Below are 25,308 nucleotides of genomic sequence, written 5' to 3'. Positions count from 1 at the left end.
AATTTTTAATTGGTCATGGATAAAGCTTGTGATCGATGTAACCTAACAACTTGGGTTTGTTGCTGTTGCTGCTGTGCGTGTTTGGCTTGTGTAAAGATTTTTGTAATTTCCTCTGCTTTATGTTGTGATATACCAACACTCTCTATAAGTTTGCCATATTTTCTGTAGTTGATTGCTTCACGCTCGCTGACAGAGAGACGGGTATTGATTTTTTCCATAAAATCACTGAGTTCTTTTTGCAGTGTAGGAGATGCTTGAAGGGCTTCTTGTCGTCTTTGTTTTGGTAAAGAGAGAGCTTCTTGCAGATCTTTGCTTGGCATTTCTACCTGTTGACCGCGGCGCTGTTGTTCTGCTTTATGTTCTTTAATGATTTCCTTCTGAGCATTCCCTACAGCTTCTATATAAGCTTCAACCTTCTGAGAGAGACTCCAAACACACTCTTGAGCATCTTGGTATTTTTTCGTGGAAATGCCACAGAAACAAAAACCTGCAAGTTTATGAAAAGATTGAGGATGTCTTGCAATTTGGGTGGGAAGTTTTTTGCTCAAATTTGGATTTTGATTAATCGACTCCAGCTTTTTATCGAGGACTTTTTCAGTATTATAAACAATCTTTGATAAATATTGAATTTCTTGTCTTAGTTCTTGAACAGTAGGATTTTTTGCAACTTTTGCAGACATTGCCTCTTTTGTTAAAGGCGTTAAGGTTTCTTTTGGGATGAGAATGTTTTTTAAATCTTCGGTGTTTGGAACTGTAAAAGTAAATGTGTCACCAGGTTTTAATGTCTTTCGTTGTTCTGGTGTGAGATGATCTACAAGACCGACAATGTAAGTATTTTTTGCGTTAATGATAAAGCTTTTTGCTCCATGACCGCGATAAGTCCCTGTATAATTAACACCTTCCTTTGCAGACATAACAATATAATTATTTATATTTTTGTGCTCGGTATAGTGTATGTAGCTCATTGCTTCTTTTAACGCAGCCGCCTTTTGGGGATGAGAAATATCATCAAATATATGTTTCATAGGGGAAAGATAGTTATATCGTTCTGCTGCAACATTGGCATTTTCTATGCGTGCTTTTGTCACCAGTGAAAAGTCAAGCTTATGACCTGCAGATTTGGCAAGCTTTTCAAAAAATATCCGCTCTGTATATTCACCACCTGCTACAAAAGGATGTATATGATGAAGAGAGGTAAAGAGTTTTGCTGCATTTTCGACAAATTCTTCATGTGATAAGTTTTGTAAATTATTTTTTTCAGCAAGCGTTTGATCAAATTCTTTTAAACCTTGTTCAATTTGCGTATTATTTGCAAACGGAATGCCAGATTGCGCTGATTTCATTGTCGTCATGAAAGCAAGGGTACCGTCTTCCAATATCGTGGGCATGTTACGGGTTTTTCCAGCCCAGTCAAAAGTATTACGAAATAAGCTGTGATGAATATATTTTAGATATTCAGAATTAAACTGTTTTGGGAGATCTTCTCTTTCCAGATTAACGATTGCTCTTGCTCCATCGTGTATCCATCTTCTATAAAGATCTTTAGAGTTCTTGATACCATATTTGTTTTTTGGTGTGTTACTACGAGCATAGAAATAATTTGCTGCATGACCAGTATAGATTTCTTTCGCTTTTAACATTGTTTTTTCCTTATAAGGGTAGTATTTCCATAAGAGCATTTCATGACTCTCATGAAAGATTTTCCCCTCGCATGTTCTCTTAAATTTTAAGTGCTTTTGGGTGAGATGTGGCTCCCGCAATTTGTATAAGCGCCACGTGTTGTATCAATCACTTTGCAGTGTTTTTATTGCTATTTTGATATAAAAGAAGCAGAATGGTTCGCACGTGTTATTCTCATGCAATGTTTTTTTCTACATGTTTGACATTCCTTATGTAGGAGAGGCTGGCTATGAATAAAATTGCTAAAAGAAAAATGCCGATGATGATGCCAAAGATAATCATGGGATTGGTGAATTTAAAAGCAGAGCTTCAAGTCATTTTTTCTTGATTAAGAGAGGGACTTAATTTTGCAATTTTGCAGTTGCACCAATGGTTAAAATAGCCAAGAGAGTAACAAACGATGAGACAGAAAAAGACAGCGAGAACAGATATGCTTGCTTTGTGTAAGTATAATTTTTGCGATAAGGCGTAAATCAATGATGCCGTAGCAATGAGTATCAGCATCAATAATGACTCTAAACGAAGAGACCAAAAAACTTGATGACTTCTCATCCCATTTATCACCAATGACTCCAAATGAAGAATAAGGCATATTGTTAAAAAACTGAAAGCAATGGGTATTAAAATGAGTTTTAGCGATGTCTTTTTATCTTTCATTTTGTCTTAACTTTCGACGGTTGTTCCTTCTTTCATGGACAAAATATTGTCAAAACAGTTTTTGCCCATGAATGTTAAAATGAAGGAAGTAAAGTCTTGCAATTTTTAATTGGCCATAGATAAAGCTTGTGATCGGTGTAATTTAACAGCTTGGGCTTGCTGCTGCTGCTGCTGCTGTTGGTGTGCTTCTTTGGCATGTGTAACGGTTTTTACAATTTCCTTTACTTTCTCTTCTGATATACCAACACTTACTATGAGTTTTCCATACTCTTTGTAGCTGATTGCTTTATGCTCGCTGACAGAGAGACGGTTGTTGATTTTTTCTATAAAATCACTGAGCTCTTTTTGCAGCGCAGGAGATGCTTGAAGGGTTTCTTGTCGTATTTCCTTTGGTGAAGAGAGAGCTTCTTGTAGAGCTTTACTTGGCACTTCTATCTGTTGACCGCGGCGTTGTTGTTCTGCTTTATGTTCTTTAATCATTTCTCTCTTAGCATTATTTACAGCTTCTATATAAGTTTCAACCTTCTGAGAGAGACCCCAAACACACTCTTGAGCATTTTGGTATTTTGTCGTAGAAAAGCCAAAGGCACAAATACCTGCAATTCTATGAAAAGATTGAGGATGCCCTGCAATTTGATTAGGAAGCTGTTTGTTTGCGTTTGGGTCTTGATTAATCGACTCCAGCTTTTGATCTAAGACTTTCTTGTTTCCATAAACAGTTTGTGACAAATTTTGGATTTCTTGCTTTAGTGTTTGAATAGTAGGATTTTTTGCAATTTTTTCAGCAATTTCTTTTGTCGTTAAAGGCGCTAAGGTTTCTTTTGGGATAAGAGTATTTTGAATGTCCTTTTCCATTGGAGTTGTAAAGATAAACATGTCACCAGGTTTTAAGGTTTTTCGTTGTTCTGGTGTAAGTTGATCTGCTAGACCGACAATGTAAGTTCCATCATTGGTCATAATTGAAAAGCTCTTGTCGCCAACACCTTGATAGATACCTTGATAGGTTGAATTTTCTTTTGTAGCTAAAACAAGGTGTTCATGAATATCTTCACCCTTCACTGCTATCATACCTTTCATGAACTCTTGTAGGGCAGCCATCTTTGCAGGATGGGAAATATCTTCAAACATTTCCTTCATGGGAGTGAGATCACCATATTTTGCAGCCAGTAGACTGACAGTGTGCATACGTGTTTTTGTCACGACTGAAAAATCAATTTTATGACCTGCATTTTCGGCAAGGTTTTCAAAAAATATCCGCTCCGTATGCTCACCGCCTGCTACGAAAGGATAAATATGATTAAGAGAGGTAAAAAGGTGCGTTACATTATTGATAAAATCTATGCGTGATAAATTTTGTAAATTATTTTTTTCAACAAGCATTTGATCGAATTGTTTTAATTCTTGTTCAATTTGTGCATGGCTTGCAAAAGAAACGCCTGATTGTGCTGGTTCCATTGTCATCATGAAGGCAAGGGTACCATCTTCCAATGTCGTGGGCATGTTACGGGTTTTTCCAGCCCAATCAAAAGTATTGCGAAATAAGCTGTAATGAATATATTTTAGATATTCGGAACTAAACTGTCTTGGAAAGGGTTCTCTTTCCAGAGTGGTGATTGCTCTTGCTGCGTCATGCAACCATCTTTTATTAAGATCTTTAGATTTTTTGATACCATATTTATTTTTTGGTATTTTACTGCGAGTATAGAAATAATTTGCTGCATGACCAGTATAGACTTCTTTCGCTTTTAACATGGTTATTTCCTTATAAATATTTTCATAAGAGTATTGAATTCCTCTTATGAAGATTTTCCCCTCGCATGCCCTCCTAGATTTGAGTATTTTTGAATGAAGTGTGGCTCCCGCAATTTGCCATGTACGCCACTGGTTGTATCAAATGTTTCGCAGTGCTTTTGTCGCTACTTTGAATATAAAAGATATAGAATGGTTCATTGGTATTATTCTCATGACCAGTTTCTTTTTTACATATTGTACATTCCTTATGTGCGGAGAGGTTGTTATGAATTGAATTACTAAAAGAGAAATAATGCTGCAAAAGACAAACATAGGATTCATGAATTTTAGAGTATAATTTACGCTCTGTTGATTAAGGGAGGAGCTTAAACATCCTATTTCACAGTCAAGAGAGTAAAGAATAACAGCACTAAAAAAGACAATGGAAATAAGTATGATTATTTTGCGCAAATGCAACTTTTGCGATACAATATCAATCAACGACAAAGCAGCAATGAACATCAGCACTGGTTCTAAACGAAGATAAGCTTGATACTGCCTCATCCTGTTTCTCAAAAATGGCACTAAGCGGAGAGTAAAAAATATTGTTAAAGAATAAAAAGCAATGGACGTCAAAATAAATGCTAGCTGCATATTTGTGTATTTCATTGTCTTTTAACTTTCTGATCGGGCTATATAGTAAAATGACACCTTTTTGTGAGTAAGATATTGCTAAAAAAGTTTTTTTCCATGCGTGTTAAAACGAAAAAGCAATAATAGTTTAAATAACCATGTCCATTGACTGCGATCGATTCATTTTTGGGACGTGGATGAGTAATTGTGCTTCTGATTTTGAACGATTTATTTGTAGAGTTTGTGCGAGTTGATGTGCTTTTTTTGCTTGTGTAACAGTTGTTGTAATTTCCTTTGCTTTATGTTCTGATATGCCGATACTATGCATGAGTTTTGCGTAATTTTTATCGTGGATTGCTTGACGCTCGCTTGATGAGAGGCGAGAGTTGACTTTCTCTATAAAGTCACAGAGCTCTTCTCGTAGTAAAGGAGAGCTCACGAGTGTTTTTTGCTGTATTCTTTTTGGCAAAGAAAGAACACATTGCACCATTTTGCTTGGTACTTCTACCATTTGCCCGCGGCGTTGTTGCTCTATTTGATGTTTTTCATCGATGCGCTTCTTGGCATATTTTACAGTATCCGTAAAATTTTCAAATGCAGCACTCAGTTGTATAATATTACTTTCAGCTTCTTTGTGCGCTGCACTTTTTATACCTAAAAATGAGATGCCTGCAATTTTAGAAATAGAACTAGGAGATCTTACAATTTGTTCAACAATTTGCTCACCAAAGCTGGGATTTGTATGCACCAGCTTCATTTGTTCACTTAATGCTTTCGAATTACCATAAACGAGCTCTGATAGGCGACAGACTTCTCTTTGACTTTTTTGAACAAAGGTGTTTTCTGTAATTTTTGTGACAATTTCGTTTTTTGTTAAAGGTGCTAAGTTTTCTTTAGGGATGAGAATTTTTTTTAAATCTTCGGCGTTTGGGACTGTAAAGGTAACACTATCTCCGATATTTAGCGTTTTACGTTGTTCTGGTGTGAGATGATCTACATGACTGACAATATAAGTATCGTTCACATTGATTGTAAAGCTTTTTGCTCCATAACCACGATAAGTTCCTCTATAGGTATTACCTTCTTTCGCAGACATAATAATACAATCATTGATATTTTTGCGTTCTATATAGTGAATACAGTTCATTGATTCCTTTAATGCAGCTGCTTTGAAAGGATCAGAAATATCTTCAAACATATGTTTCATTGGCGCGAAATAATTATATCGCGCTACTGCAACATTGGCATTTTCTATGCGTGCTTGTGTTACAAGTGAAAAGTCAAGCTTATAACCTGCAAATTTGGCAAGCTTTTCAAAAAACATCTGTTGTGCAGGCTCATTGCCTTCTCTGAAAGGGCGTATGTGATTGAGCAAGGCAAACATTTGCGCTGCATTATTGATGAAGTCTTCGCGTGATAAATTTTGCAAACTGTTTTTTTCAGCAAGCATTTGATCTAATTTATCTAACCCGTCTTGGATTTCGTCACCTTCTGCAAAAGCAGCTGTCTGATCTGATCTTGCAATTATTGGCATAAAAGCAACGCTGCCATCTTCAAATACAAATGGGAGATTGCGGGTCATTCCTGCCCACTCAAAAATACCTTGAAACAAGTATTGATGAATATATTTTAGATAAGTTGAATCAATCTTTTCTGGTAAAGGTTCTCTGTGCAGATTGATCATTTCTCTTTTTAAATCATGTTCATATCTTTTATTAAAGGTTTCAACTTCTCTTATTCCATATTTATTTTTTAGCGTAATGCTATGAGGGTAGATATAATGAGAAGATGCAGGTCGTCTGTCAGGTGATGCTGATAATGATTCTTTTGATTTTTTCATAGTGGTGATCCTTGTAACACAATGCTTTTCATAAGGATGTTCAATGCTTCTTATGAAGATTTTCCCTTGCGTATTTTTTTAAAGTTTTGAGCATTGTTGAATAAAATGTTATCCTCTCAAATTACGTGGAGAGCACTGGTTACATCACACATATCTTGCAGTGCGTTTGTAGAAAAAATGCAAAAGAATTAGGCGGGGGTTATTTTAATAAACCGTTCCTTTTTTACATTCTTTTTGCGCAGAGGCTTTGAGGTGTTGCATTGCTCAAAGCAAAGATGCCAGTAATTGCGTCAGAGAAAATTATGAGGTTGATGAATTTTAGAGCCGCTATGTAAGCCATTCTTTGTTGATTAAGGAAGAAACTGAAGCGTTTCATTTTATTGCCAAAAGAGTAAAAAGCGATGAGATAAAAAAAGATAGTCAAAACAGACGTGATCGTTTTGTGCAGGCGCAGTTGTTGCAATATGGTGCCAATCAATAACAAAATAACAATGCACTCCAACATCCATAATAGCTCTGAACAAAAATAGGCTTGATGATGCGTTATTCCATTTATCAAAAATGATACCAAATAAGGAACAAAAAATATTGTTAAAGAATGAAAAGCAATGGGTGTTAAAGTAAATGCCAACCGTATCTTTTTATCTTTCATTGTCTTTTAACTTTTTTGTTTATGGGGATGTACTGTCAAACAACATTTTTTAAATTGGCAGTAAGATATTAAATGATACCTTTTTATGCATAATTTCATGGACAAAATATTGTTAAAACAATTTTCGTCCATGAATACTAAAATGAAGAAGTACAAATTTTGTACTTTATCCAGCCAGAGCTAATGTTTTTTGGCGCTCAGGTTTGATTTGTTGAGCTTGTTGATTTAGTTCTTTGGCGTTTTGAACGATATCTGTAATCGTCTTTGCTTGCTCCTCTGATACACCAACACTTTTAGCAAGCTCTCGATGATTACCTTGATTGACTGATTTACGCTCTTCTGGTGTGAGGCGGCTACTGACTTGCCGCAGAAAATCACTGACCTCTTTTCGCAGTTCAGGAGAATTCGTTAAAGCTTCTCTTTGCTGATCTTTTGATAAAGAGAAAGCATGTTGCAGTGTTTCGCTTGGTTTTTCTATCTGTTGGTTGCGGCGCTGTTGTTCTTGTTGATGTTCTTCATTAATGCACTTTTTCGCAGTTCTGACAGTATCAGCAAATTGTTCAATTGCACAACCAAGTTTTTTATAAGTTCCTTCAGCTTCTTTGCGCGCTTTATCTTTAAAGCCCAAAAAATCATGACCTGCAAAACTGGAAACAGATTCAGGAGCACACGTGACCTGTTCAGCAAGCATTTCACCTGATTTTTGACCACTAATAACCCTGACCAAATCTTTATTCAATGCGTTTTTGTTACCATAAACAGTTTGTGATAAATGCTGAACTGTTTGTCGGCTTGCGTGGACAGTGGCATCTTCTGCAACCAAGAGGGATATTTCGGTTTTTGTTAAAGGAGGCACCTCTTGTCTTGGGATGAGAGTATTGCCAAGATCTTGATCCTCAGAAGGATGGGGTATATTGCTATTAGATGAATTCATATTGTGAGAGAAGCTTGTGAACGGATTTTTAAATTTTACCATGGTGAAATTTCCTTATAAAAATAACATTATTCAGTAGAGTGTTTCATTTCTCTGGTGAATGTTTTCCCTCGCGTATTCTTTTAAAATTTTGGGCATGTTTGAGTAAAATATTCTCTCCTTAAATGGTATGAAGTTTGACAAGCTGCATCAATTAAGCGCACGGGGCTTTTATCATTTTATAGCGTAAGAGATGCAGAGTGGTTCGTGTTGTGTTGCTTTCATGAATTGTTCCTTTTAGGAAAAGCTTTTTTATTGTACGCTCACCATTTGTTTAAATGAAGATACGTCGTTTTGTTTTAGCTTGCCATTGCCAGCCCTTTTGGGCGATTTAATCTTATATCTTGGGCTTGCTCGCGACTTACTTCTTTAGCAAGAAGACCAATTGTTGTAATTTCTTTTGCTTTATCCATTGATATGCCAACAGTTTCAGCAATTTTTTGATAATCACCTTGATTAATCGCTTGGCGCTCTTCTATTGAGAGACGATCGTTGATTTGCCATGAGAAATGATGAAGTTCTCTTCGTAATGTAGTAGAGTATGCAAAGACTTTTTGTTGCTCTTCTTTTGGCAAGAGAAGCGCTTTTTTTAACTCTTCGCTTGGCATATTTACCTGTTTTGCGAGACGATATTTTTCTGCTTTATGTGCGTGCGTAATATCACGTTTAACGTTTTTGACTACATCGACATAATTTGCAACCGCATAACACAATTGCTCAATATGATCTTCAGCCTCTTTGCGTTCTTGATTTTTTACACCAAATGCAGTAAATCCCGCGAGGCTATGAATAGATTGAGGATTTTCCATAATATGTTTAGAAAGTCGTTCACCTAATTTGGGGTCTTCACTTATTAGATTCAACGGTGTCTGCAAGGCATGAGGGTTGCCGTAAACAAGTTTTACTAAATCATTGACTTCTTGCCGACTTTGTTGAACAAAGGCGTTGGCTGCAATTTTTGTGGTTATTTCTGCTGTTGTCAAAGGCGCTAAATCTTCTTTTGGGATGAAAACTTGCTCAATCTTTTTGTCCATGAGAGCTCTAAAAGTAACTTTCTCACCAATTTTCCATGTTTTCAATTGCTCTGGTGTGATTTGATCTTTATGCCCAACGATATGATTATCATTTATCTTAATTGAAAAGCTATTTTCGTAGGCACCTTTATAAATTCCTGTAAAAATTTCACCTTCACCGACAGCGACAACTAAACATTCTTGAAGATCTATATGTTGTTCATTTTCCATATGATGCTTGAATTCCCTTAAAATATTCGCTTTTTTGGGATGGGAAATATCTTCAAGCATCCATTGTACATATTCTGGTTCATTTTCTGTTATTGACATACTGTTGGACAATTGCATGCGTTCTGGTGTTACAAGCGAGAAGTCGAGTTGATGACCTGCTTGTTCGGCAAGCTTTTCAAAAAACATTTGTTGTGTGAGTGTATTGCCTTGTATAAATGGGTGTATTTTATAGAGATGCGTAAAAATTGTTGCTGCTTCATGGACAAATTCGGTGCGTGATAAATTTTTCAAATAATTTTTTTCGGCAAGTACATTATCTAATTCTTGTAGTTTTTTTTGGATATCGTCACCTTCTGCAAAAACAATATCTGAATCCTCTTTTTCCATTTTCGGCATATAGGCAGTGGAGCCATCTCGCATTATAAAAGGGATACTACGCGCAATACCAGCCCACTCATACGCTTCTGCAAACATACAGTGATGCAGATACATGAGATATTCGGAATTAATTTTGTTTGGTGGAGGTTGTTGGCGTAAATTGATGACTGCTGTGGCTATATCATGTGTGCGTCTTTCTTCAAGGGCTTGTGCATCCGTTAAGCCATATTTATTTTTCAATACATTATTGGGATAATGATAATTCACTAAAGGGTAGGGACGGCTTGCTTCGATTTTGGGGTTTGGTAATGACGTAGATCTTCTCATGATGATCTCCTTACAAAATAGCGTTGTTTATAAGAGTATTAAATTTCTCTCACAAATAATTTCCCCCCTTGCATATTTTTCTAAAATTTTAAGAATGTTTGGAATGAGGCATGATCCTTTCAATTTCATGTGTATTTACGAGATACATCAATTGCTTCACAATACTTTGGTCATTTTACCTTTGTGAAAGATACAAAATGTTTTGTAAGTATTGTTTTCATAAATTATTTTTTTGTTTAAAATTTTTTTGGATGTGTCCTCCATCATTTATTAAAATAAAGATTTATAAGCTTTGTGTTTTAACTTGCCATAGCCATCTCTTTTGATCGGTTTAATCTTGCTAATTGTGCTTGCTCTTGGTGTGCTTCTTTGGCTGTAAGAGTAAACATTGCTATGTCTCTTGCTTTATCCAATGATGTACCAATATTGCTAGCGACTTTCATAAAATGGCTATTTTTGAGCATGTGGCGCTCATTTGGTGAAAGACGCTCATCGATTTTCTGCACAAAACTATTGAGTTCGCTTTGCAATGCGGGAGAAGATGCTAAAATTTCTTGCTGCTCCTCTTTTGAAAAGAAAAGAGTTTCTTTCAATGCTTCACTTGGCATATTTACCTGTTTTGCGAGACGTGTTTGTTCTGCTTTATGTTCTTGAAGAATGTTCCTTCTTGTATTTTTTACAATATCGATGTGATTGGTCAGCGTTTCACAAAGCGGCGTAAAAGCATTATCAGCTTCTCTGCGCGCGTGATTTTTTATGCCACATAAATTTGTACCCATAATCTTACCAACAGATTGAGGGTTTTGCATGATCTGTTCAATAAGTTGTGAACCTGATTGTGGATCAGTGTTTATTATATCCAATTGTGTATTCAATATGTCTGATTTGCCGTAAACAGTTTTTAATAAATGTTTCACTTCGTTTAGGCTTTCTTGAACAGAAATATTATTTTCAATTTTTTCGGAAATTTCGTTTTCTGTCAAAGGTGCTAAATTTTCTCTGGGAATGAAAATTTTGTTAATGTCTTTGTGCATTGGAGCTGTAAAAGTCACTTCATCACCAGGCTTCCATGTCTTTATCTGTTCTGGTGTGAGATAATCTATAAGTCCGACGACGTGAACACCTTTTACGTCAACTGTAAAGCCATGTGAACGAGCACCTTTATAAATTCCTGTATACGTTTCACCCTCATCTACAGTCACGATAAGACGCTCTGTAAATTCTTTTTTATTTTCCATATATTCTCTGCATTCCCTTAAAAGACGTGCTTTTTCGGGGTGAGAAATATCATCAAATAAATATCGCATGTGACTTACATCGTTCTCTTCCAAGGAGAGTTTACTTGCCAGATTCATGCGGACTGGTGTTACTAGTGAAAAGTCGAGATAATGTCCTGCACTATCAGCGAGCTTTTCAAAAAACATTCGTTGTGTGCATCCATTGCCACTTCTAAAGGGTTGTATATGGTTAAGATAAACAAACATTTGCGCTGCAACTTCGGCAAATTGTTTGCGCGGTAAACCTTTTAAATAATTCCACTCGACAAGCGACTGATCAAATTCTCTTAAACTTTTTAAAATTTCGTCACCTTCTGCAAAAACAGCAGTCGAGTTCTCTTTTTCCATTTTCGGCATGTAGGCAGTGGAGCCATCTAAAAATTTAAAAGGAATGTTACGAGTCATACCTGCCCACTCATATGTGTTACAAAATAGACGGTAATGAAGAGATGTAAGATAGTCAGAATTAATTTGATCTGGCGGAGGTTCTTGGCGTAAATTAACAATTTGTTGTGCTAAATCATGTGCATATTTTTTTTGAAAGTCTTTTTTGTTCTTCAAACCATATTTATTTTTTAAAACATCACTATCGGGATAACAATAATGATCTGAGGGGTCACAATAATGTGCTGCAGCTTTTACCTCTGGAGATGATCTCGATTTTCTCATAATAATTTCCTTATAAAATGACATGTTCACAAGAATATTAAATTTTTCTCATGAATAACCTCTCCTTCTTTGCATGTTTTTTTTAAAGCTTTGAGCATTTTTGGTTAAAGCGTGATCTTTCAATTTTGTCGTCGTGTAATGGCAACATTAACGCTGCACGACGCTGTCATTCTTTTTGTGTAAGAGAGGCAAAATGGTTCATTAAGGTTATTTTTTATGAACTATTTTTAAAATCCTCTTTTGTGTACTCTCTACCATTTGTTAAAATAAGGGCGCACAAACTTTGTATTTTTAGCTTGCCATTGCCATATTTTTCGATCGATTTAATCTTGCCAATTGCGTTTGTTCTTGACTGACTTGTTGGAGAAAATTACAAAATTGTGTAACGTCCATTGCTTTCTCCATTGATATTCCAATACTAGTCGCGATTTTTGTAACATTATCGTTATTGAGTGCTAGACGTTCATTTTGTGAAAGACGGTGATTTACTTTCCATACAAGATCATACAGTTCGCTTCGTAGTTTATGAGAAGCTCCTAAGATTTCTTGTCGCTCCTCTTTTGGCAAAGAGAGAACTTCTAGCAACTCTTCGCTTGGCATTTTTACCTGCTTTGCGAGACGGGTTTGTTCTGTTTTATGGTGTCGAAGAATGTTTCTTCTCGTATTTGTTACAACATCAACATAATCGGTTAGTGCTTCACAAAGTGGTGCAAAAGCATCTTCAGCCTCTCTGCGCCTGTTATTTTTTATGCCACAGATCTGGAAACCTGCAATTTTATCAACAGAAAAAGGGTTTTGCATAATTGCTTCAACAAATTGTGGACCCGTTCTTGGATCTTCCTTCACCATATCCAACTGTATGTCCAATGCGTTTGATTTGCCATAAACAGTTTTTAATAAACTTTTAATGGCTGTTTGACTTTCGTGGACAGCAACGGTAGTATTAATTTTTTCGAGCATTTCCTCTTTTGTTAAAGGCGCTAATTTTTCTTTTGGGATCAAAATTTTTTCAAGGTCTTTATTCATTGGAGCTGTAAAAGTAAACTTGTCACCTGGGCTCAATGTCTTTATTTGTTCTGGCGTGAGATGATTTATTTCTCCAACGACGTGAACACCATTTACGTCAATTGTAAAACCATGTGCACGAGAACCTAGGTAAATGCCTGTATAGACCTCACCTTCATTTGCAATTGTAATAAAGCGATCTTGAAGATTATCGCTATGATCAAACTCCATATAATCTTTGACTTCTTTTAAAAGACGAATTTTTTTGGGATGAGAAATTTCCTCAAAGATATATTTTAAGGGTCTTATATCGCCCTCTTCTATTGAAACATTACTTGCCACATTCATGCGTTTTTGTGTGACTACTGAAAAATCGAGCTGATAACCTGCGCCTTCGGCAAGCTTTTCAAAAAACGCTCGTTGCGTGCGTTCATTACCCTCTACAAAAGGGCGTGTAGAGTTAAGATAAGCGTACATTTGTGATGCAATATCAACAAATTGTTCATATGGTAATTCGCGCAAATAATTCCATGCAATCAGCGTTTGATCGAATTGTTGTAATTTTTCTTGGATTTCATCACCTAGTGTAAAAGCAATATCCGAGTTTTTTTTCATCAGAATTGGCATATGAGCAGTGGAGCCATCTGAAAATGTAAAGGGCTCATCGCGGGTATGTCCAGCCCACTCATATGTATTACGAAATATACAATAATGAAGATATTTCAGATAATCGGAATTAACCTGTTCTGGTGGAAGCTCTTGGCGTAAATTGACCATTTCTCTTGTTGCATCATGTGCACATTTTTCTTTAAGTTTTCTTTTGTTCTTTATGCCATATTTATTTTTCAAAACATCGCTACTAGAGTAACAGTAATGAGCGGGGAGGGTAGCTGTTGCTGATGGTCTTAATTTTCTCATGGTGACCTCCTTATAAAATGGCATTTTTCATACGAGCGTTAAACTCTTCTAATGAATAATCTCCATTTGCATATCCTTCTAAAATTTCGAGCGTTTTTGTATGAAGTGTGATCCCTTCAATCTCATGCGCATTAATGGCAGAATGAACTGCGTCACGGCGTTTTTGTAATTCTTCCTGTGTGAGAGATGAAAGATTTTTTGTCATATTTTTTTGCACTTATTGTTCCTTTCCAGTTTTTAAACATTTGCTTTTACAAAACCTTTGAAAAAGGTGAGCTCTCCATTTTAATCACCTCCAAAAATGTTTTGTTGTTTGAACGGATCGTAATAAATTTCTGTGACTTTAAATTTTCTTTCCACTCGCTTGCATTGCACAATGATATCAATCATTGAGATCAACAAACCTCGAATATCATCACGCTCTAAATCACTTCCACCATCACTTTCTTTCACCAAGAGGGTCATTTGCTCAAATGCAGCAAGTGCTGTTGATGCATGAACTGTGGTAATGGAACCAGGATGTCCTGAATTAACATTGCGGATATAGTAAAAAGCTGTACCATCTCGAAGCTCTTGTAAAAGAATGCGATCAGGACGCATGCGCAAAGCAGCTTCAAGCAATTCTTTTGGACCAACAGAAGCTAAACCATGACCATCTTTTGAATAAATCATAGAGACATGATTGTATTGTGGTACGACCAACTCTGGTGTATCTTCAATGGTGATAATTCGTTCATCATCGGGAATTTTGGCAATGAGTGCTTTTGATAGCGTTGTCTTACCAGAGCCAGTTTTGCCTGAAATAAGAATATTTTTTTGCAATTTTACAGCTTGATTTAAAAAAGAAACAAAATCCCTATTGCAATAAGCAGTTATTAAGTCATGCTCAGCATTTTTGAGTTTATTTAAACGAGATGGATAATCATCCAATGGCGTAAATGATATTTGTTCACACATCGAAAAAAGATCTTTATTTGCCAGATCTTCAAGTGAGAAATTCTGCGATGATGGTTTACGAATTGTCATACTGATCGTGTCTTTTTCCACAGCAGGAGGAATGACAATTTGAATACGCTCATTGCTGGGGAGTGTTGCAGATAATATTGGATTTTTATCAGATATGTTTTGCTTAGAATAGGAAGCGACAACTTTAGCAATACCCATGAGCTCATTAAACGATAAAGTAGGCGCTGCTATTGTTTTCCATCCCTCAACACCTTCAATCATCACTTGATAAGGACGATTGATGACAATTTCAAAAAGACTATCATCTTTCAAAAAATTTCTGATTGGCGCAAGTTTTGTTAAAACAATTGCGACGGTTTCATCACCTATATTTTGCAAGTTTTGCTTCATTTCACAGTGACCATAGGTTTTTTATAAAAATTTCTTGAAATGGCTCTATGAGCGATCTGTCTTTTGTTTTCGATGACTTTTAATTTATAAACACTGGAAAAATCTAAATCGCGAGCAACAAAGACATTAACCATTTCCCCTTGATTTTTAGTCAAAGTTGGAGAAATATTTGCGTAATTTTCAACGACCATATTTGCAATATTTTGTCCTGAAGAGACCGTTTCAGAGTGTTTTGTCTCTTTGTTTTTTGATAAACGGTTGCTAGCATAAGCTGTGGCATCTTTTATGATTGATAAAAAGACCGCAGATCCAATTCTCTCAAACCAATGATTATCAACATCTCCGTCAACACCAGAGCGTCCCAAAGCATCTGTTGCAGGTGAAGCTAATGTTATAATGACACCACTTGGTGTTTTTGCTCTATTCCATAGAATAAAAAGACGATTTTGACCTTTTTTTAATCCAGCACGATATTCTCCAACGATTTGTGTGCCTTTATCCAGTAAGATAACGCGTCCATTGTCTGACAAAATATCTCTAGAGACGATACAGCTGACAAATCCTTGTTGGTCACTGCTGATTGCTGTTTCTAAGATACATGGGATAGAAGCGCCCATAGCAATGATGTAATTTCGATTGCTAAGGATTGAAGCGCGAACACCTTCAGGTGTTGTTGGTTTAAGAAGATGATTAAAGCGTTGCGTTGCTTCATCGGGATTATTTTCAAGTTTGTCAAGTAAAGCGCCATCATTTGTTGTTATGTTTGCTTTGTTATTGTTTGTACTAGAATAAGCCAATACAGGAGCACGTTTTGCTGCTTCCAATAGTGAATGATCAAAATTTTGTTGATTTATTTTTGGTGTCGGCAGCTCAACTTGAGGCAACAAGGCTTTATTTTGTTCGGTTAGCTCAACAGGTGTAGGCTTAGGCTTTGCAGGGCGAAAAAGCTCTGTTTGTTGAATAACCCCTTCTTTTGAAGATTCAATTGGTTGTTTTGTGTCTGTCGAAAACGTTGAATATATGAGATAACTACAAACAGCAAAAAGAATGAGAAGAGCAACGGCTTTACTTGCATTGGGGCGCTCTTTTTTTCCTCTCGCATCTTTTATTGTATCACGATCATTGATGTCTATTTCATCCATTTCATCACTCATGCCCGCCTCCTATGTTCACTTTACGTTGTACAGATGGCGATGTCGTTCCCGTTTCGGGATTAATCCCTTCAGGAATGAATCTTTTATTGAAGATGCACAAAACTTCATTCCCACGGCGCAAAGTGAATTGCGCAGCTGTGGCATGAACAATGACCTTGTTTCCCTTAATCGATTTTGGAACAAGAGATTCTTGTCCATCAAGCGATACAAGATAAATGGCAGGAATTTCTACATTGCCCAAAAATGTAAATGTTGTTGTTTTTCCATTGTCATAGACAGAATTTGGTTCAATGAGTGTAGAACCTTGGGCTTCATATGCCCAATTACGGGGTCCAAAATTTTCATGAGTATTAAAAACATCATTGACAAAACTGTCTTCACTTTGCTCATCTTTTGCTGCTTGCGCTAATTTTTTACGCAAAGCTTCATCTTCTGGATAGCGGAACTTTACAAGAAAATATGTATTATTACCAACAGAAACATCGCCTTCACGCACTTGTAGTTCAAATTGATAAGACCGTTGTGTCCCATCTTGGCGGCTTGTTACAATTTGTAAATTGGTGACAGGCTGCATTTCACGCGGTTTTAAAAAAACAAAGTGACCAGCAGGGGCAACTTGCCAAGCAACAGAATTGCCGATCCCCACATAAGCAATTTCTTCGTCGCTTGCAAATTCAATCTGAACTGAAGAGCGAATAGATCCAATAATTTGCGTTACATTGTGGGGGTCATAATTAACAAATCGGATGCGATTGTCTTTATGCGCACTCACAGGAGCCGTTTCCGCAAATAACAAATTGCTCTGATAATTTATGATGACAATGAAAGTTAAAAAAATTATTTTTGAAAATCTGATCATTGTATCACCTCTGGATCAGATCTATACTCTGATACTTGAAAGCCCAGTGGATTGATTAACCGGTCATTTGTTGAAATGTGTGCATTAATGTAAGAAAATTTTAAAATCGAAACCTCATGAAAAATATTTTCTTTTCCATTAGAGTCTCTCACCGTTTTATAGTAGCGCACTTGAATGAGATCTTTGCTTAAAAAGGAGATTGACTTAATTGTGACCGTGACGATCATATTTTGATAAATATTTTGCGGACTTTCTGGATTGTTGCCTGAATACCATATCGCAAAACGATTTTGCTCTCCTGGTGAAGATAAAAGAGAAATCATACGAAAATTGTGTTCTGCTTCTGAGGCTTGAAAACTTTCGCGTGCGCGAACATATTTACTGGAAAAATAACGTGTTATCGCTTCATCATAGTCTTCTGGCGTCTCTTTTAATGCGCTTAAAGTTTCTACAATTCCTGTTGAAGTATCAACGCGGATAACAAAAGGTTCTACGGTTTTTAAAGGCGCTAATGCTGCCACTGCTAAGGCTAAGGCGATTGTCATTAAACCAAAAAGCACTGTCAAAGCCATGGCAATTTTCATTCGAAGTTGCATACCATACATACGATCAATATCGAATGATCGTGCTTCTTTTACATATTTCTCGAACGCATCATTTTTCATGCGCGACCTCTGTAATTTTTAATGGTACCTCATGATTTACTGATTTTGATGAAGCTGTATTAAATGCTACATTGGCTGTTGTTTTTTCGCTTTCTAGCGTATTGAGAATGATGGGTGTCGTAATGGGCTTTACGTTTTGTTCCTGTAAAATGATGTCTTGATTATGCCAATTCCACTTATCTTTATTTAAAGCACGTGTATTTTGCCCATTACAGCGTGGTGGTTTTTTGGGACCACTAAGAGAGGCACAACCGGTAAGAGCTATCGTGCAGAATGCTGCAACAGTTATTTTTAGTTTCATTTTTTTGAGCACATGAGTTTTAAGAAGAGAATGCATGAATGTTTTTTCATTGAACAACTTTATAAAAATGTACGATGAAATATTTTTATGAATTCTGTGAAATGTCAGAATATCAAATGTTTTATACAATCTGTGCATGAGAACCATGTTTAATGAAAAGACAAAATTCCTGTTTCTTTTTAGAAAGTGTTTGCTCTTAAAATGGACCACGACCTCCACCTCCACCACCTTTACCTTTCATCGCTTTTGCTGCCTTCATCGCTTGACTTCCACCTTTTACTGCATTCAACGCACCACCGGAGAATTTTGCAGCTGCGGTTTTTGTTGCGTTTCCACCAGCTTTGAAAGCGTTGGAAAGCATTGTGAAAGCTTGTCCTCCCGAAGCTGCTGCAGCGTTTAAATATGGTCCACCATTGGCAAGCGCAGAGGCAATACCAGGAAGTGTGCGGAAGAGAATGGCTCCCACTATCGAAATGACAACGACAGGTGGGAAAAGAAAATAAATTGAATCATAAGAGCCATTGAGAACGTGCATGATAATTTTGCACATAATCGTCCCAAGCATTATGACCAAAACTTGTAAAATTGTAAAATTGACTAATGTCGCAATCCATGCATCGGTGAATTTTCGGGTCGCATTAAACAAATATAAGCTGATAAAAATAGGCCCAAGACCTATAATCATCACAAGTGCAACTTTTGCAAACATTTGAACAATAAAACCACCTATACAAAAGACAATAACAGCTAAAATCATGACAGAGCCAAGAAGGCCAACCATGATTTTTTCAAGGAACCAAGCAGCAGCTAAAACCTCTTGATAACGGGCACTGGTTATTAACAAAATATAATCAAAGACATTAGCGTTAGCAGGAGTACTATTGAGCGCACGACCAATAGCATTTGCTAAATCACCAAAGAAAATATTTTTAACATAAATGTTAAATGTATCCGCATTCGTTGCCATGGTAGATACAACAACGATTTTAATAACATTATTGAGAAGGCTATGCATTGAAAGAGCAGTACGTCCAGTCATAACGTTATAGCCATACAGAAATATAAAAATAATTGCGGCAAGGTTTAATGGTGGCGAAATTGCAGTAGACAATCCTCTCACCGTTGTGTCTACCACATTGTCGAGAGGTCGTAAGATATATCCAGAAATACTTTCGAATGGAGAAAAACTAAAGTCTGACATTAGATTTCTCAAGTTTGTCTTTTAATTTCTGTTCAATCTGTTTATGTTTCTTTTGTACTTCTTCTTCGCGCATTTCTTCTCTCGTTTTGACGTCTTTCGCTTTCATCATAGAAAGAGATTGAAGTTTTAAAGAATCTGCTTGAAGAGTAGCTTGAAGAATAGCTAATTCCACTTGAAGGGTTTGCAATTCTTCTGGTTTGGCTTTTTCAAGTTTGTTTTTTACGTCTTCAATTTTTTTTGCATTTTCATTTGCAATTGCATAAATAGATTCAGCTGTTTCTGATCTAGTGCTTTCTAACTTTTGTGTGCTTTCTAATACGCTCTTATAATAATCATCAGCAATCGGTGCAGTTTGTGACATTGCATCAGAAATGAAGGATAAAGATAAGAAGGCGATTAAGTCATATTTCTTCATTGTTCTCTCCTCTGATGAAAAATTGGTAGCCATTTGTCAGGATCAGTTCCATGTTCGCGTATAATTTGATTCATCAGTTCAATATTTTTAGTTGTCCCGCTTAAGACGGCAATTTCATCGTTCATTCCGCGTAAGTTGAGCTCTGTAACAACAGAGTTTTGCCCCTGTTTGATAAGAAAACGGCGAGATTCTCTGCTTAATTCTGATTGAATAAGTTCAAATTCACGTTCCGTTAATTTGAACTCTTCAACATAATCATTGTAATTTGCTTTTTGGTTTGGAAAAAATATTTGTGTAGGACATTGTTCAATAATCGTATGTGCGATTGTTGAATTTAAAGCATCTTTGGGGCTTTGTGTTGCAAAAAGCATCATGCCATTTTGTTTACGGATCGTTTTGAGACGATCTTGCGCAAAAGCTTTAAACGAATCATCTTCTAAAGCTTTCCAAAATTCATCAATAACAATAATAATACGCCGACCGTCAATAAGATCGAGAATGCGATTAAACAGATACATCATCAAAGGGCGCCGAATTTCTTCATTATCTAAGAAATCGGTCATGTCATAACCAATAAATTGTGCATCTAAACTCAGATCATCTTGATCATTATCAAAGACCCATCCCAAAGCATTGCCTTTGATCCAGCGTTGTAAACGTATGGCAATGCCTTCTTGTGATGTATTATCAAAAAACAGTTGAAGAGCACCAAGAGAACGTTGTGCATGTGGCAAGCTTCCCAAGGCATCGATGGCTTTGGCAATATCTTGTCGCTCTTGCTCTGTCACTGTCTGTCCTTCAGCGGTTACGAGCTTTAAGACCCAGTTACGAAGGAAGACTTTGTTTTTTTCAGTGTATTCCATGCCCTTTAATGGCGCAATGCCTGTGGGTTCGCCGTTTTTTAAAGGTTTATATTTTCCACCCACTGCGCGCACAAAAATTTCTGCACCCTGATCTTTATCAAAAAAGACCATTGTTGGATTATGCTTTTGTAATTGTGCAAGAAGAAAGTTGACAATAACAGTTTTACCTGATCCCGATGGACCACAAACAAAAGTGTTACCAATATCACCATAATGAAAATTAAAATAATAAGGTGAACCAGCCTGTGTTTTCAGTAGCGCTACAGCAGATCCCCAAACATTGCCGTTAAGTTTACCAATAGGGAATGAATGAAATGGCGATAATGCTGCAAAATTTCTGCTGGTAATAGCTCCAGAGCGCGCACGGTAGCTAAAATTTCCTGGCAGTTGTGCCCACCATGCGGCTTCCAAACCGAGATCTTCTCTGGCAATAACTGCTCCACCATTGGTTAAATAAGAGCGTGCTTTTGATAAATACTCAGCCAATTTTTTTGGGCGATCAGCAAAAATGGCTAAAGAAAGATGATGTTCACCCAAAACAAAACGATTTGACTCTAAATCATCAAGTGCCTCATCAAGTTCATCAATTTGTGAGCCAGCACGGTCTGCTGCATTAATCATTTGATTTTGTTTGCGACCCATAATAGTACCAGCTGCCGCTTTACTCTTAAAAACAAAAGATTGCGTAAGAATAAATTCGAATGGTGCTGTGAGTAAACCATCAGTCATACCGGGGCGTGTTTTAGAAGGATACTCTTTCCATCCAAACATGCCAACAAAGCGTTCATTGCTTTCATGACGAATTTCGATAATTTCTTTACCAAAAATAACACGATCTGAATAAATTGTTGAAGCAATTGTGCCAAATGTAAGTGGAACGCGCTCACGCCTTCCTCCCACTAACTGGTGCAAAAATTCACTTTGTTCGGAAAACAAAATATTATCATGTTCATAAATTGACAAAAGACGTGCTTCATAACTTTCCAAACCTTGTATAAGATCTTGGCTTAATTCTTCGATTTTACGAACGGCTTCAGCATCTGGCTCAGATTGTGTTTTTTTTGCTGTAGTTAATCGCTGAAAAAATGAAGCAATTTGTTCAGTTTTATCCAATGCGGGATTCCATAGCAATGAAATAAAAAGATCATTTCTATGCAGCTCTTGTGAAACCATTTTCTTTTTGTATTTTTCATCTAATGTTGCTGCAAAAGATGAAAAAAAACGACTTTCCGGATAGAGCGTTTCGCGCCGACGAATGATGTGAGAATATAAAGCAACACGTTCATCTGCAATATTTTTCAATAAGGTATTTAATTGGTTATGTAAGGAATTTAATTGATCAATATCTGCTGTGTCAAAATTTATACCTTCAACAGCAATGACAGTCATTAAGCAGCGTGAACTTAGTGCAATAACGTATTTATTGACATAGCGTATGTAGGGAATATATTCCTCAGGTAAAGATTCTCGCTTCATAATTGACATCTGTCTCATCTTTGAAGTTCCTTATAAGTACGGATAAGTTGCAAGGGAGATGTCGATCCCCCTCCCCATCTTGTAAGGTTTTTTTGTTTTCCTCGAGTATTGAGCCAAGCGAATAATACGCGAAATTGGTTATGGTCATACTTTGTGATCTCGCGCAGGATAAAGTGCAAACCAAACCCAAGACCAATCATTGTAAATTCGCTCGTTAAAATAAAGAGAATGGATGTTGCCATAACATTAAGCGCCATCGCTTCCATTGTGACACCTGCAAACATGGCTGGTCTTGTACATGCAAGGAAAAGAGTATCTTCATTCATTTACGATGAGCCCATTAATTTACTAACAAGAGCGGGTGCACCAAAAACAATACCAATGCCGAGAATACAGTATGCTGCTTTACGCAAATCCATAAAACCGTACATCCAACAAATACCAACAGCAGCGACACATATAGTTGCAATGAGCTTTGATGTTGATCCCGTCATCATTGTAACAATACTTTGTAAAACATCATCAAGTTTGCCTATGCCTACAGTAGCAGGAGCTGCATAAGCAGGATTTAATGCAATGAATGCTGTTAAAAGCAGCATGATAACGATTAAACTGGTGTCTCTGGATGTATTGTTTGTCATTTTACCTCTCTTCAAAAGAAATAATTGTTTGTGCGCCGACATCCTCTTGCTTTTAAAAACTGAAGGACTCTCCTGTCCCAGATTTGACGCCGTAAGTTATTTTGGTTGTTTTCATTCTCTAAAATCTTTGACAGTGGATCTTCTTTAATTTTCAAAATTCTCTACCCAAGAGATGGAAGATTTTTACGTTGTGTAATTTTTTAAAACAATTTAAAGTTGTATCATTTTATCAAAATGACAATATTTGAAATGTAAAAATAATGATTTTCTTTACAAAATGTGGTTAATTTGCAACAAACCTTGTTCAAAATTTTCTCTTCAAGAGCAAGGAGATTGTTCATAAAAACTTGAAGAGGCGTATAATAATGAATTTTTTTAGTGAGTGTGCCAAGAGAATACACTTTAAACATATCGTTATTGTCTACATTGTAGGTTCTGTATTGTGGGGGATAAGTTGGTATGGAGATAAAACGAATTTAAGCGCTCTCAAGACATTTACGATGCAAAATATCCAAAATATTGTTGATATACATTTAGAAGAAGAAGAGGCGTTAGCTGAAGCTGATATTGAACAGCCTTTAGCAAAAAATGAACCAATTCTTAATCTGCAGAGTCACGTTTCGCTCAATAGTGAAGCTGTTTTTAATGGCATGGCTTCTGTTACTAGTGGTGTTACATTTAAATTGGTTAGTTCTGTTGCAAAATCTTGGCATAAGCATACCATTCGTAATATTCACCTTTATGGCGTGGAGACATGTGCGCCACGCCAAAAAGCAAAATTAAACGATCAAGAATGGCCATGTGGTGCAGTTACAACAGCTTGGTTGGTCACCAAAACACTTGGTCAGGATTTGTTGTGTAAACAGGCTATTATGCGCAATGGTATTCATTATGCACAATGTTTTGTTCATGGGGTTGATTTGGCAGAAGCAGGTCTTGCAGAGGGTATGTTCATAATTTCAAAAGATAGTAAAACCCCTGCACCAATACACTATTTGCGTGTTGAAGAAATAGCACGCAAAAATAAAGTAGGTCTCTGGTCGAGTGATTTTACTGAACCGTTAAAGTGGCAACGCGATAATGGATCTTATAATCCCTTTGAGAGTTTGTAATTGGCTTTTCTGACAAATTTACTAAGCACTTGTATCAAGAATTCTTAGAAAAAAAATTGAAGCATGCTATGAGAATTTTTATGTTTTTTTCATAAAGATATTGATGAAAGGAAAATGGCAAGATCAACAATTCTCTTGCAATAAAAGCTCAATAATGGAATTGCTGTAAAAGTGTTTATTATTTGCTATAATTTAATAAGAATATGGATATATCATTACAAATGGTGCGTCTGTATAAAGTATAAATACAAGCGATATTTTACTAAACGGTAGCTTATTGTTACAAATAAGGTTCAGCCCTTTGTAAAGGTTGTACTCTATAAAGTTTTGTTATGTGTGCAATGGAGTAAATTATGTGAGGATTTCATTTTTATGCTTTGCTTGAAGGGCTTTCCTTACACGTTATACTCTATCATATTGCCATCTTTTGTAGCTTTTTTAGTTTGTCCATATATTTGATGTAGCTTAGATGTTTTTTGTATATTATTTTGCTGCTAACACGGCTTTTGTTATACTCTCTCTACTAATCTCTTAATTTACTAAAACATCTAATTGCTTTCCATTGTAAATTGGCTCATATGATATTATAAGCGATATAAATTTGTATGCGACGCTATGTTCCATAACAATTTAGAACCATAAAAAATCTAGAAATTGCATCTCCAAGTTCTCCATTTATGCTCTATTTTTCACAGACAACAACAGATCAGTGGGATTGGCATAATTTTAATACAGATGTATCATCCAAAGGTCGTTGGTACACTGACAATCGTTGGTGTAGCTTAAGGATTTTTTCAGTTGTGTTATATTGTGACTATCAATTTCTACAACATGCTACCCGAAATTTGTAAGCTTATTTACGAAAGGCTCTGTTTTCGTTAAGGCATCAGTTGTGTCAGTAATTTGTAACCGATTTTTATTGACAATTGCGATAAGATGACTGCGTTTATAATAGTGCGCCGAAAATAGTGTAGCCTTCCAGACAAATCCTTCTGTTATTTCTCCATTGCCAAGAAGTGCAAAAGCACGATAAAATTTGAGGGTTAGGCAAAATAGAGCTATAAAGTAGTTTTATAACGCAGCATAATTTAGAAATAAAATTTAATAGTGGTCGTCGACATCGTAGTTTAAAAACAGCAAGATTAACATTGACTCTTAAACCAAAAGGTAGAGATGTTTTTGAGGAAATTAGCTGATGAACTCAATGAAGATGGCAGTGATTTTTTTTCATTATCTTATAGAAAATTATATAAGTAATAAATACGTACAAAATACTTAATA

Annotated in this window: 20 protein-coding genes; 1 reads left to right on the top strand and 19 read right to left on the bottom strand. The window is 36.3% G+C overall.

Annotation, left to right across the window (positions count from 1 at the left end; genetic code table 11):
• Window positions 1–5: 5 nt before the first annotated feature.
• From ACMFKV_RS06410 to ACMFKV_RS06320, 19 genes are all read right to left on the bottom strand, one after another.
• Window positions 6–1,640 carry a BID domain-containing T4SS effector gene (locus ACMFKV_RS06410; RefSeq protein WP_413154793.1) on the bottom strand — a complete coding sequence of 545 codons (1,635 nt, stop codon included), beginning with the start codon at window positions 1,638–1,640 and terminating at the stop codon, window positions 6–8.
• Between the two features lie 802 nt (window positions 1,641–2,442).
• A complete protein-coding gene (locus ACMFKV_RS06405) occupies window positions 2,443–4,089 on the bottom strand; it encodes a BID domain-containing T4SS effector (RefSeq protein ID WP_413154792.1) in 1,647 nt (548 codons plus the stop codon).
• Between the two features lie 760 nt (window positions 4,090–4,849).
• Window positions 4,850–6,541, bottom strand: coding sequence for a BID domain-containing T4SS effector (locus ACMFKV_RS06400; protein ID WP_413154791.1), 1,692 nt, complete (start codon window positions 6,539–6,541; stop codon window positions 4,850–4,852).
• A 223-nt stretch (window positions 6,542–6,764) separates the two neighbouring features.
• The gene (locus ACMFKV_RS06395; protein WP_413154789.1) at window positions 6,765–7,193 is read right to left on the bottom strand and encodes a hypothetical protein; all 429 of its coding nucleotides are present in this window, start codon (window positions 7,191–7,193) and stop codon (window positions 6,765–6,767) included.
• A gap of 166 nt (window positions 7,194–7,359) precedes the next feature.
• Window positions 7,360–8,169, bottom strand: coding sequence for a BID domain-containing T4SS effector (locus ACMFKV_RS06390; protein ID WP_413154788.1), 810 nt, complete (start codon window positions 8,167–8,169; stop codon window positions 7,360–7,362).
• A 296-nt stretch (window positions 8,170–8,465) separates the two neighbouring features.
• Window positions 8,466–10,115 (bottom strand): BID domain-containing T4SS effector, encoded by a 1,650-nt coding sequence (locus tag ACMFKV_RS06385; RefSeq protein ID WP_413154787.1) that lies wholly within the window; start codon window positions 10,113–10,115, stop codon window positions 8,466–8,468.
• A gap of 299 nt (window positions 10,116–10,414) precedes the next feature.
• Window positions 10,415–12,061, bottom strand: a complete 1,647-nt coding sequence (locus tag ACMFKV_RS06380; protein WP_413154785.1) for a BID domain-containing T4SS effector — start codon at window positions 12,059–12,061, stop codon at window positions 10,415–10,417.
• A gap of 291 nt (window positions 12,062–12,352) precedes the next feature.
• The gene (locus ACMFKV_RS06375; protein ID WP_413154784.1) at window positions 12,353–13,984 is read right to left on the bottom strand and encodes a BID domain-containing T4SS effector; all 1,632 of its coding nucleotides are present in this window, start codon (window positions 13,982–13,984) and stop codon (window positions 12,353–12,355) included.
• A gap of 10 nt (window positions 13,985–13,994) precedes the next feature.
• Window positions 13,995–14,201 carry an antitoxin VbhA family protein gene (locus tag ACMFKV_RS06370; RefSeq protein WP_413154783.1) on the bottom strand — a complete coding sequence of 69 codons (207 nt, stop codon included), beginning with the start codon at window positions 14,199–14,201 and terminating at the stop codon, window positions 13,995–13,997.
• A 68-nt stretch (window positions 14,202–14,269) separates the two neighbouring features.
• Window positions 14,270–15,340 carry a P-type DNA transfer ATPase VirB11 gene (gene virB11, locus ACMFKV_RS06365; RefSeq protein WP_413154782.1) on the bottom strand — a complete coding sequence of 357 codons (1,071 nt, stop codon included), beginning with the start codon at window positions 15,338–15,340 and terminating at the stop codon, window positions 14,270–14,272.
• Window positions 15,337–16,494: a type IV secretion system protein VirB10 gene (gene virB10, locus ACMFKV_RS06360; protein WP_413154781.1), complete on the bottom strand. Its 1,158-nt coding sequence runs from the start codon at window positions 16,492–16,494 to the stop codon at window positions 15,337–15,339. The genes virB11 and virB10 overlap by 4 nt, the downstream gene beginning before the upstream one ends.
• Complete coding sequence (virB9, locus tag ACMFKV_RS06355; RefSeq protein ID WP_413154779.1) at window positions 16,487–17,353, bottom strand: P-type conjugative transfer protein VirB9; 867 nt, start codon at window positions 17,351–17,353, stop codon at window positions 16,487–16,489. The genes virB10 and virB9 overlap by 8 nt, the downstream gene beginning before the upstream one ends.
• Complete coding sequence (locus tag ACMFKV_RS06350) at window positions 17,350–18,018, bottom strand: VirB8 family type IV secretion system protein (RefSeq protein WP_413154778.1); 669 nt, start codon at window positions 18,016–18,018, stop codon at window positions 17,350–17,352. Before ACMFKV_RS06350 ends, virB9 begins: the two co-directional genes overlap by 4 nt.
• On the bottom strand, window positions 18,008–18,319 hold the full coding sequence (locus tag ACMFKV_RS06345) for a type IV secretion system protein VirB7 (protein ID WP_413154777.1): 312 nt from the start codon (window positions 18,317–18,319) through the stop codon (window positions 18,008–18,010). The genes ACMFKV_RS06350 and ACMFKV_RS06345 overlap by 11 nt, the downstream gene beginning before the upstream one ends.
• A gap of 196 nt (window positions 18,320–18,515) precedes the next feature.
• Window positions 18,516–19,520: a TrbL/VirB6 family protein gene (locus ACMFKV_RS06340; RefSeq protein WP_413154776.1), complete on the bottom strand. Its 1,005-nt coding sequence runs from the start codon at window positions 19,518–19,520 to the stop codon at window positions 18,516–18,518.
• Window positions 19,507–19,935 carry a TrbJ/VirB5 family protein gene (locus ACMFKV_RS06335; RefSeq protein ID WP_413154775.1) on the bottom strand — a complete coding sequence of 143 codons (429 nt, stop codon included), beginning with the start codon at window positions 19,933–19,935 and terminating at the stop codon, window positions 19,507–19,509. Before ACMFKV_RS06335 ends, ACMFKV_RS06340 begins: the two co-directional genes overlap by 14 nt.
• Window positions 19,932–22,283: a VirB4 family type IV secretion/conjugal transfer ATPase gene (locus ACMFKV_RS06330; protein WP_413154805.1), complete on the bottom strand. Its 2,352-nt coding sequence runs from the start codon at window positions 22,281–22,283 to the stop codon at window positions 19,932–19,934. Before ACMFKV_RS06330 ends, ACMFKV_RS06335 begins: the two co-directional genes overlap by 4 nt.
• Window positions 22,284–22,288: 5 nt before the next feature.
• Window positions 22,289–22,600 (bottom strand): VirB3 family type IV secretion system protein, encoded by a 312-nt coding sequence (locus ACMFKV_RS06325; protein ID WP_413154774.1) that lies wholly within the window; start codon window positions 22,598–22,600, stop codon window positions 22,289–22,291.
• Window positions 22,601–22,915, bottom strand: a complete 315-nt coding sequence (locus ACMFKV_RS06320) for a TrbC/VirB2 family protein (RefSeq protein ID WP_413154773.1) — start codon at window positions 22,913–22,915, stop codon at window positions 22,601–22,603.
• Between the two features lie 365 nt (window positions 22,916–23,280).
• Here ACMFKV_RS06320 and ACMFKV_RS06315 point away from each other — a divergent pair, with 365 nt between their 5' ends.
• The gene (locus ACMFKV_RS06315) at window positions 23,281–24,027 is read left to right on the top strand and encodes a hypothetical protein (protein WP_413154772.1); all 747 of its coding nucleotides are present in this window, start codon (window positions 23,281–23,283) and stop codon (window positions 24,025–24,027) included.
• The last annotated feature ends 1,281 nt before the right edge of the window (window positions 24,028–25,308 follow it).

Source organism: Bartonella propinqua, from assembly GCF_047263965.1.
GTDB lineage: Bacteria > Pseudomonadota > Alphaproteobacteria > Rhizobiales > Rhizobiaceae > Bartonella.
The sequence above is the reverse complement of the archived record's forward strand: the minus strand, read 5'-3'. Positions and strand labels throughout refer to the sequence as shown.

Coding starts and splice junctions, on each gene's coding strand:
- ACMFKV_RS06410 (WP_413154793.1), bottom strand. CDS start 1,640: ATGTTAAAAGCGAAAGAAATCTATACTGGTCATGCAGCAAATTATTTC.
- ACMFKV_RS06405 (WP_413154792.1), bottom strand. CDS start 4,089: ATGTTAAAAGCGAAAGAAGTCTATACTGGTCATGCAGCAAATTATTTC.
- ACMFKV_RS06400 (WP_413154791.1), bottom strand. CDS start 6,541: ATGAAAAAATCAAAAGAATCATTATCAGCATCACCTGACAGACGACCT.
- ACMFKV_RS06395 (WP_413154789.1), bottom strand. CDS start 7,193: ATGAAAGATAAAAAGATACGGTTGGCATTTACTTTAACACCCATTGCT.
- ACMFKV_RS06390 (WP_413154788.1), bottom strand. CDS start 8,169: ATGGTAAAATTTAAAAATCCGTTCACAAGCTTCTCTCACAATATGAAT.
- ACMFKV_RS06385 (WP_413154787.1), bottom strand. CDS start 10,115: ATGAGAAGATCTACGTCATTACCAAACCCCAAAATCGAAGCAAGCCGT.
- ACMFKV_RS06380 (WP_413154785.1), bottom strand. CDS start 12,061: ATGAGAAAATCGAGATCATCTCCAGAGGTAAAAGCTGCAGCACATTAT.
- ACMFKV_RS06375 (WP_413154784.1), bottom strand. CDS start 13,984: ATGAGAAAATTAAGACCATCAGCAACAGCTACCCTCCCCGCTCATTAC.
- virB11 (WP_413154782.1), bottom strand. CDS start 15,340: ATGAAGCAAAACTTGCAAAATATAGGTGATGAAACCGTCGCAATTGTT.
- virB10 (WP_413154781.1), bottom strand. CDS start 16,494: ATGAGTGATGAAATGGATGAAATAGACATCAATGATCGTGATACAATA.
- virB9 (WP_413154779.1), bottom strand. CDS start 17,353: ATGATCAGATTTTCAAAAATAATTTTTTTAACTTTCATTGTCATCATA.
- ACMFKV_RS06350 (WP_413154778.1), bottom strand. CDS start 18,018: ATGAAAAATGATGCGTTCGAGAAATATGTAAAAGAAGCACGATCATTC.
- ACMFKV_RS06345 (WP_413154777.1), bottom strand. CDS start 18,319: ATGAAACTAAAAATAACTGTTGCAGCATTCTGCACGATAGCTCTTACC.
- ACMFKV_RS06340 (WP_413154776.1), bottom strand. CDS start 19,520: ATGTCAGACTTTAGTTTTTCTCCATTCGAAAGTATTTCTGGATATATC.
- ACMFKV_RS06335 (WP_413154775.1), bottom strand. CDS start 19,935: ATGAAGAAATATGACTTAATCGCCTTCTTATCTTTATCCTTCATTTCT.
- ACMFKV_RS06330 (WP_413154805.1), bottom strand. CDS start 22,283: ATGTCAATTATGAAGCGAGAATCTTTACCTGAGGAATATATTCCCTAC.
- ACMFKV_RS06325 (WP_413154774.1), bottom strand. CDS start 22,600: ATGAATGAAGATACTCTTTTCCTTGCATGTACAAGACCAGCCATGTTT.
- ACMFKV_RS06320 (WP_413154773.1), bottom strand. CDS start 22,915: ATGACAAACAATACATCCAGAGACACCAGTTTAATCGTTATCATGCTG.
- ACMFKV_RS06315 (WP_413154772.1), top strand. CDS start 23,281: ATGAATTTTTTTAGTGAGTGTGCCAAGAGAATACACTTTAAACATATC.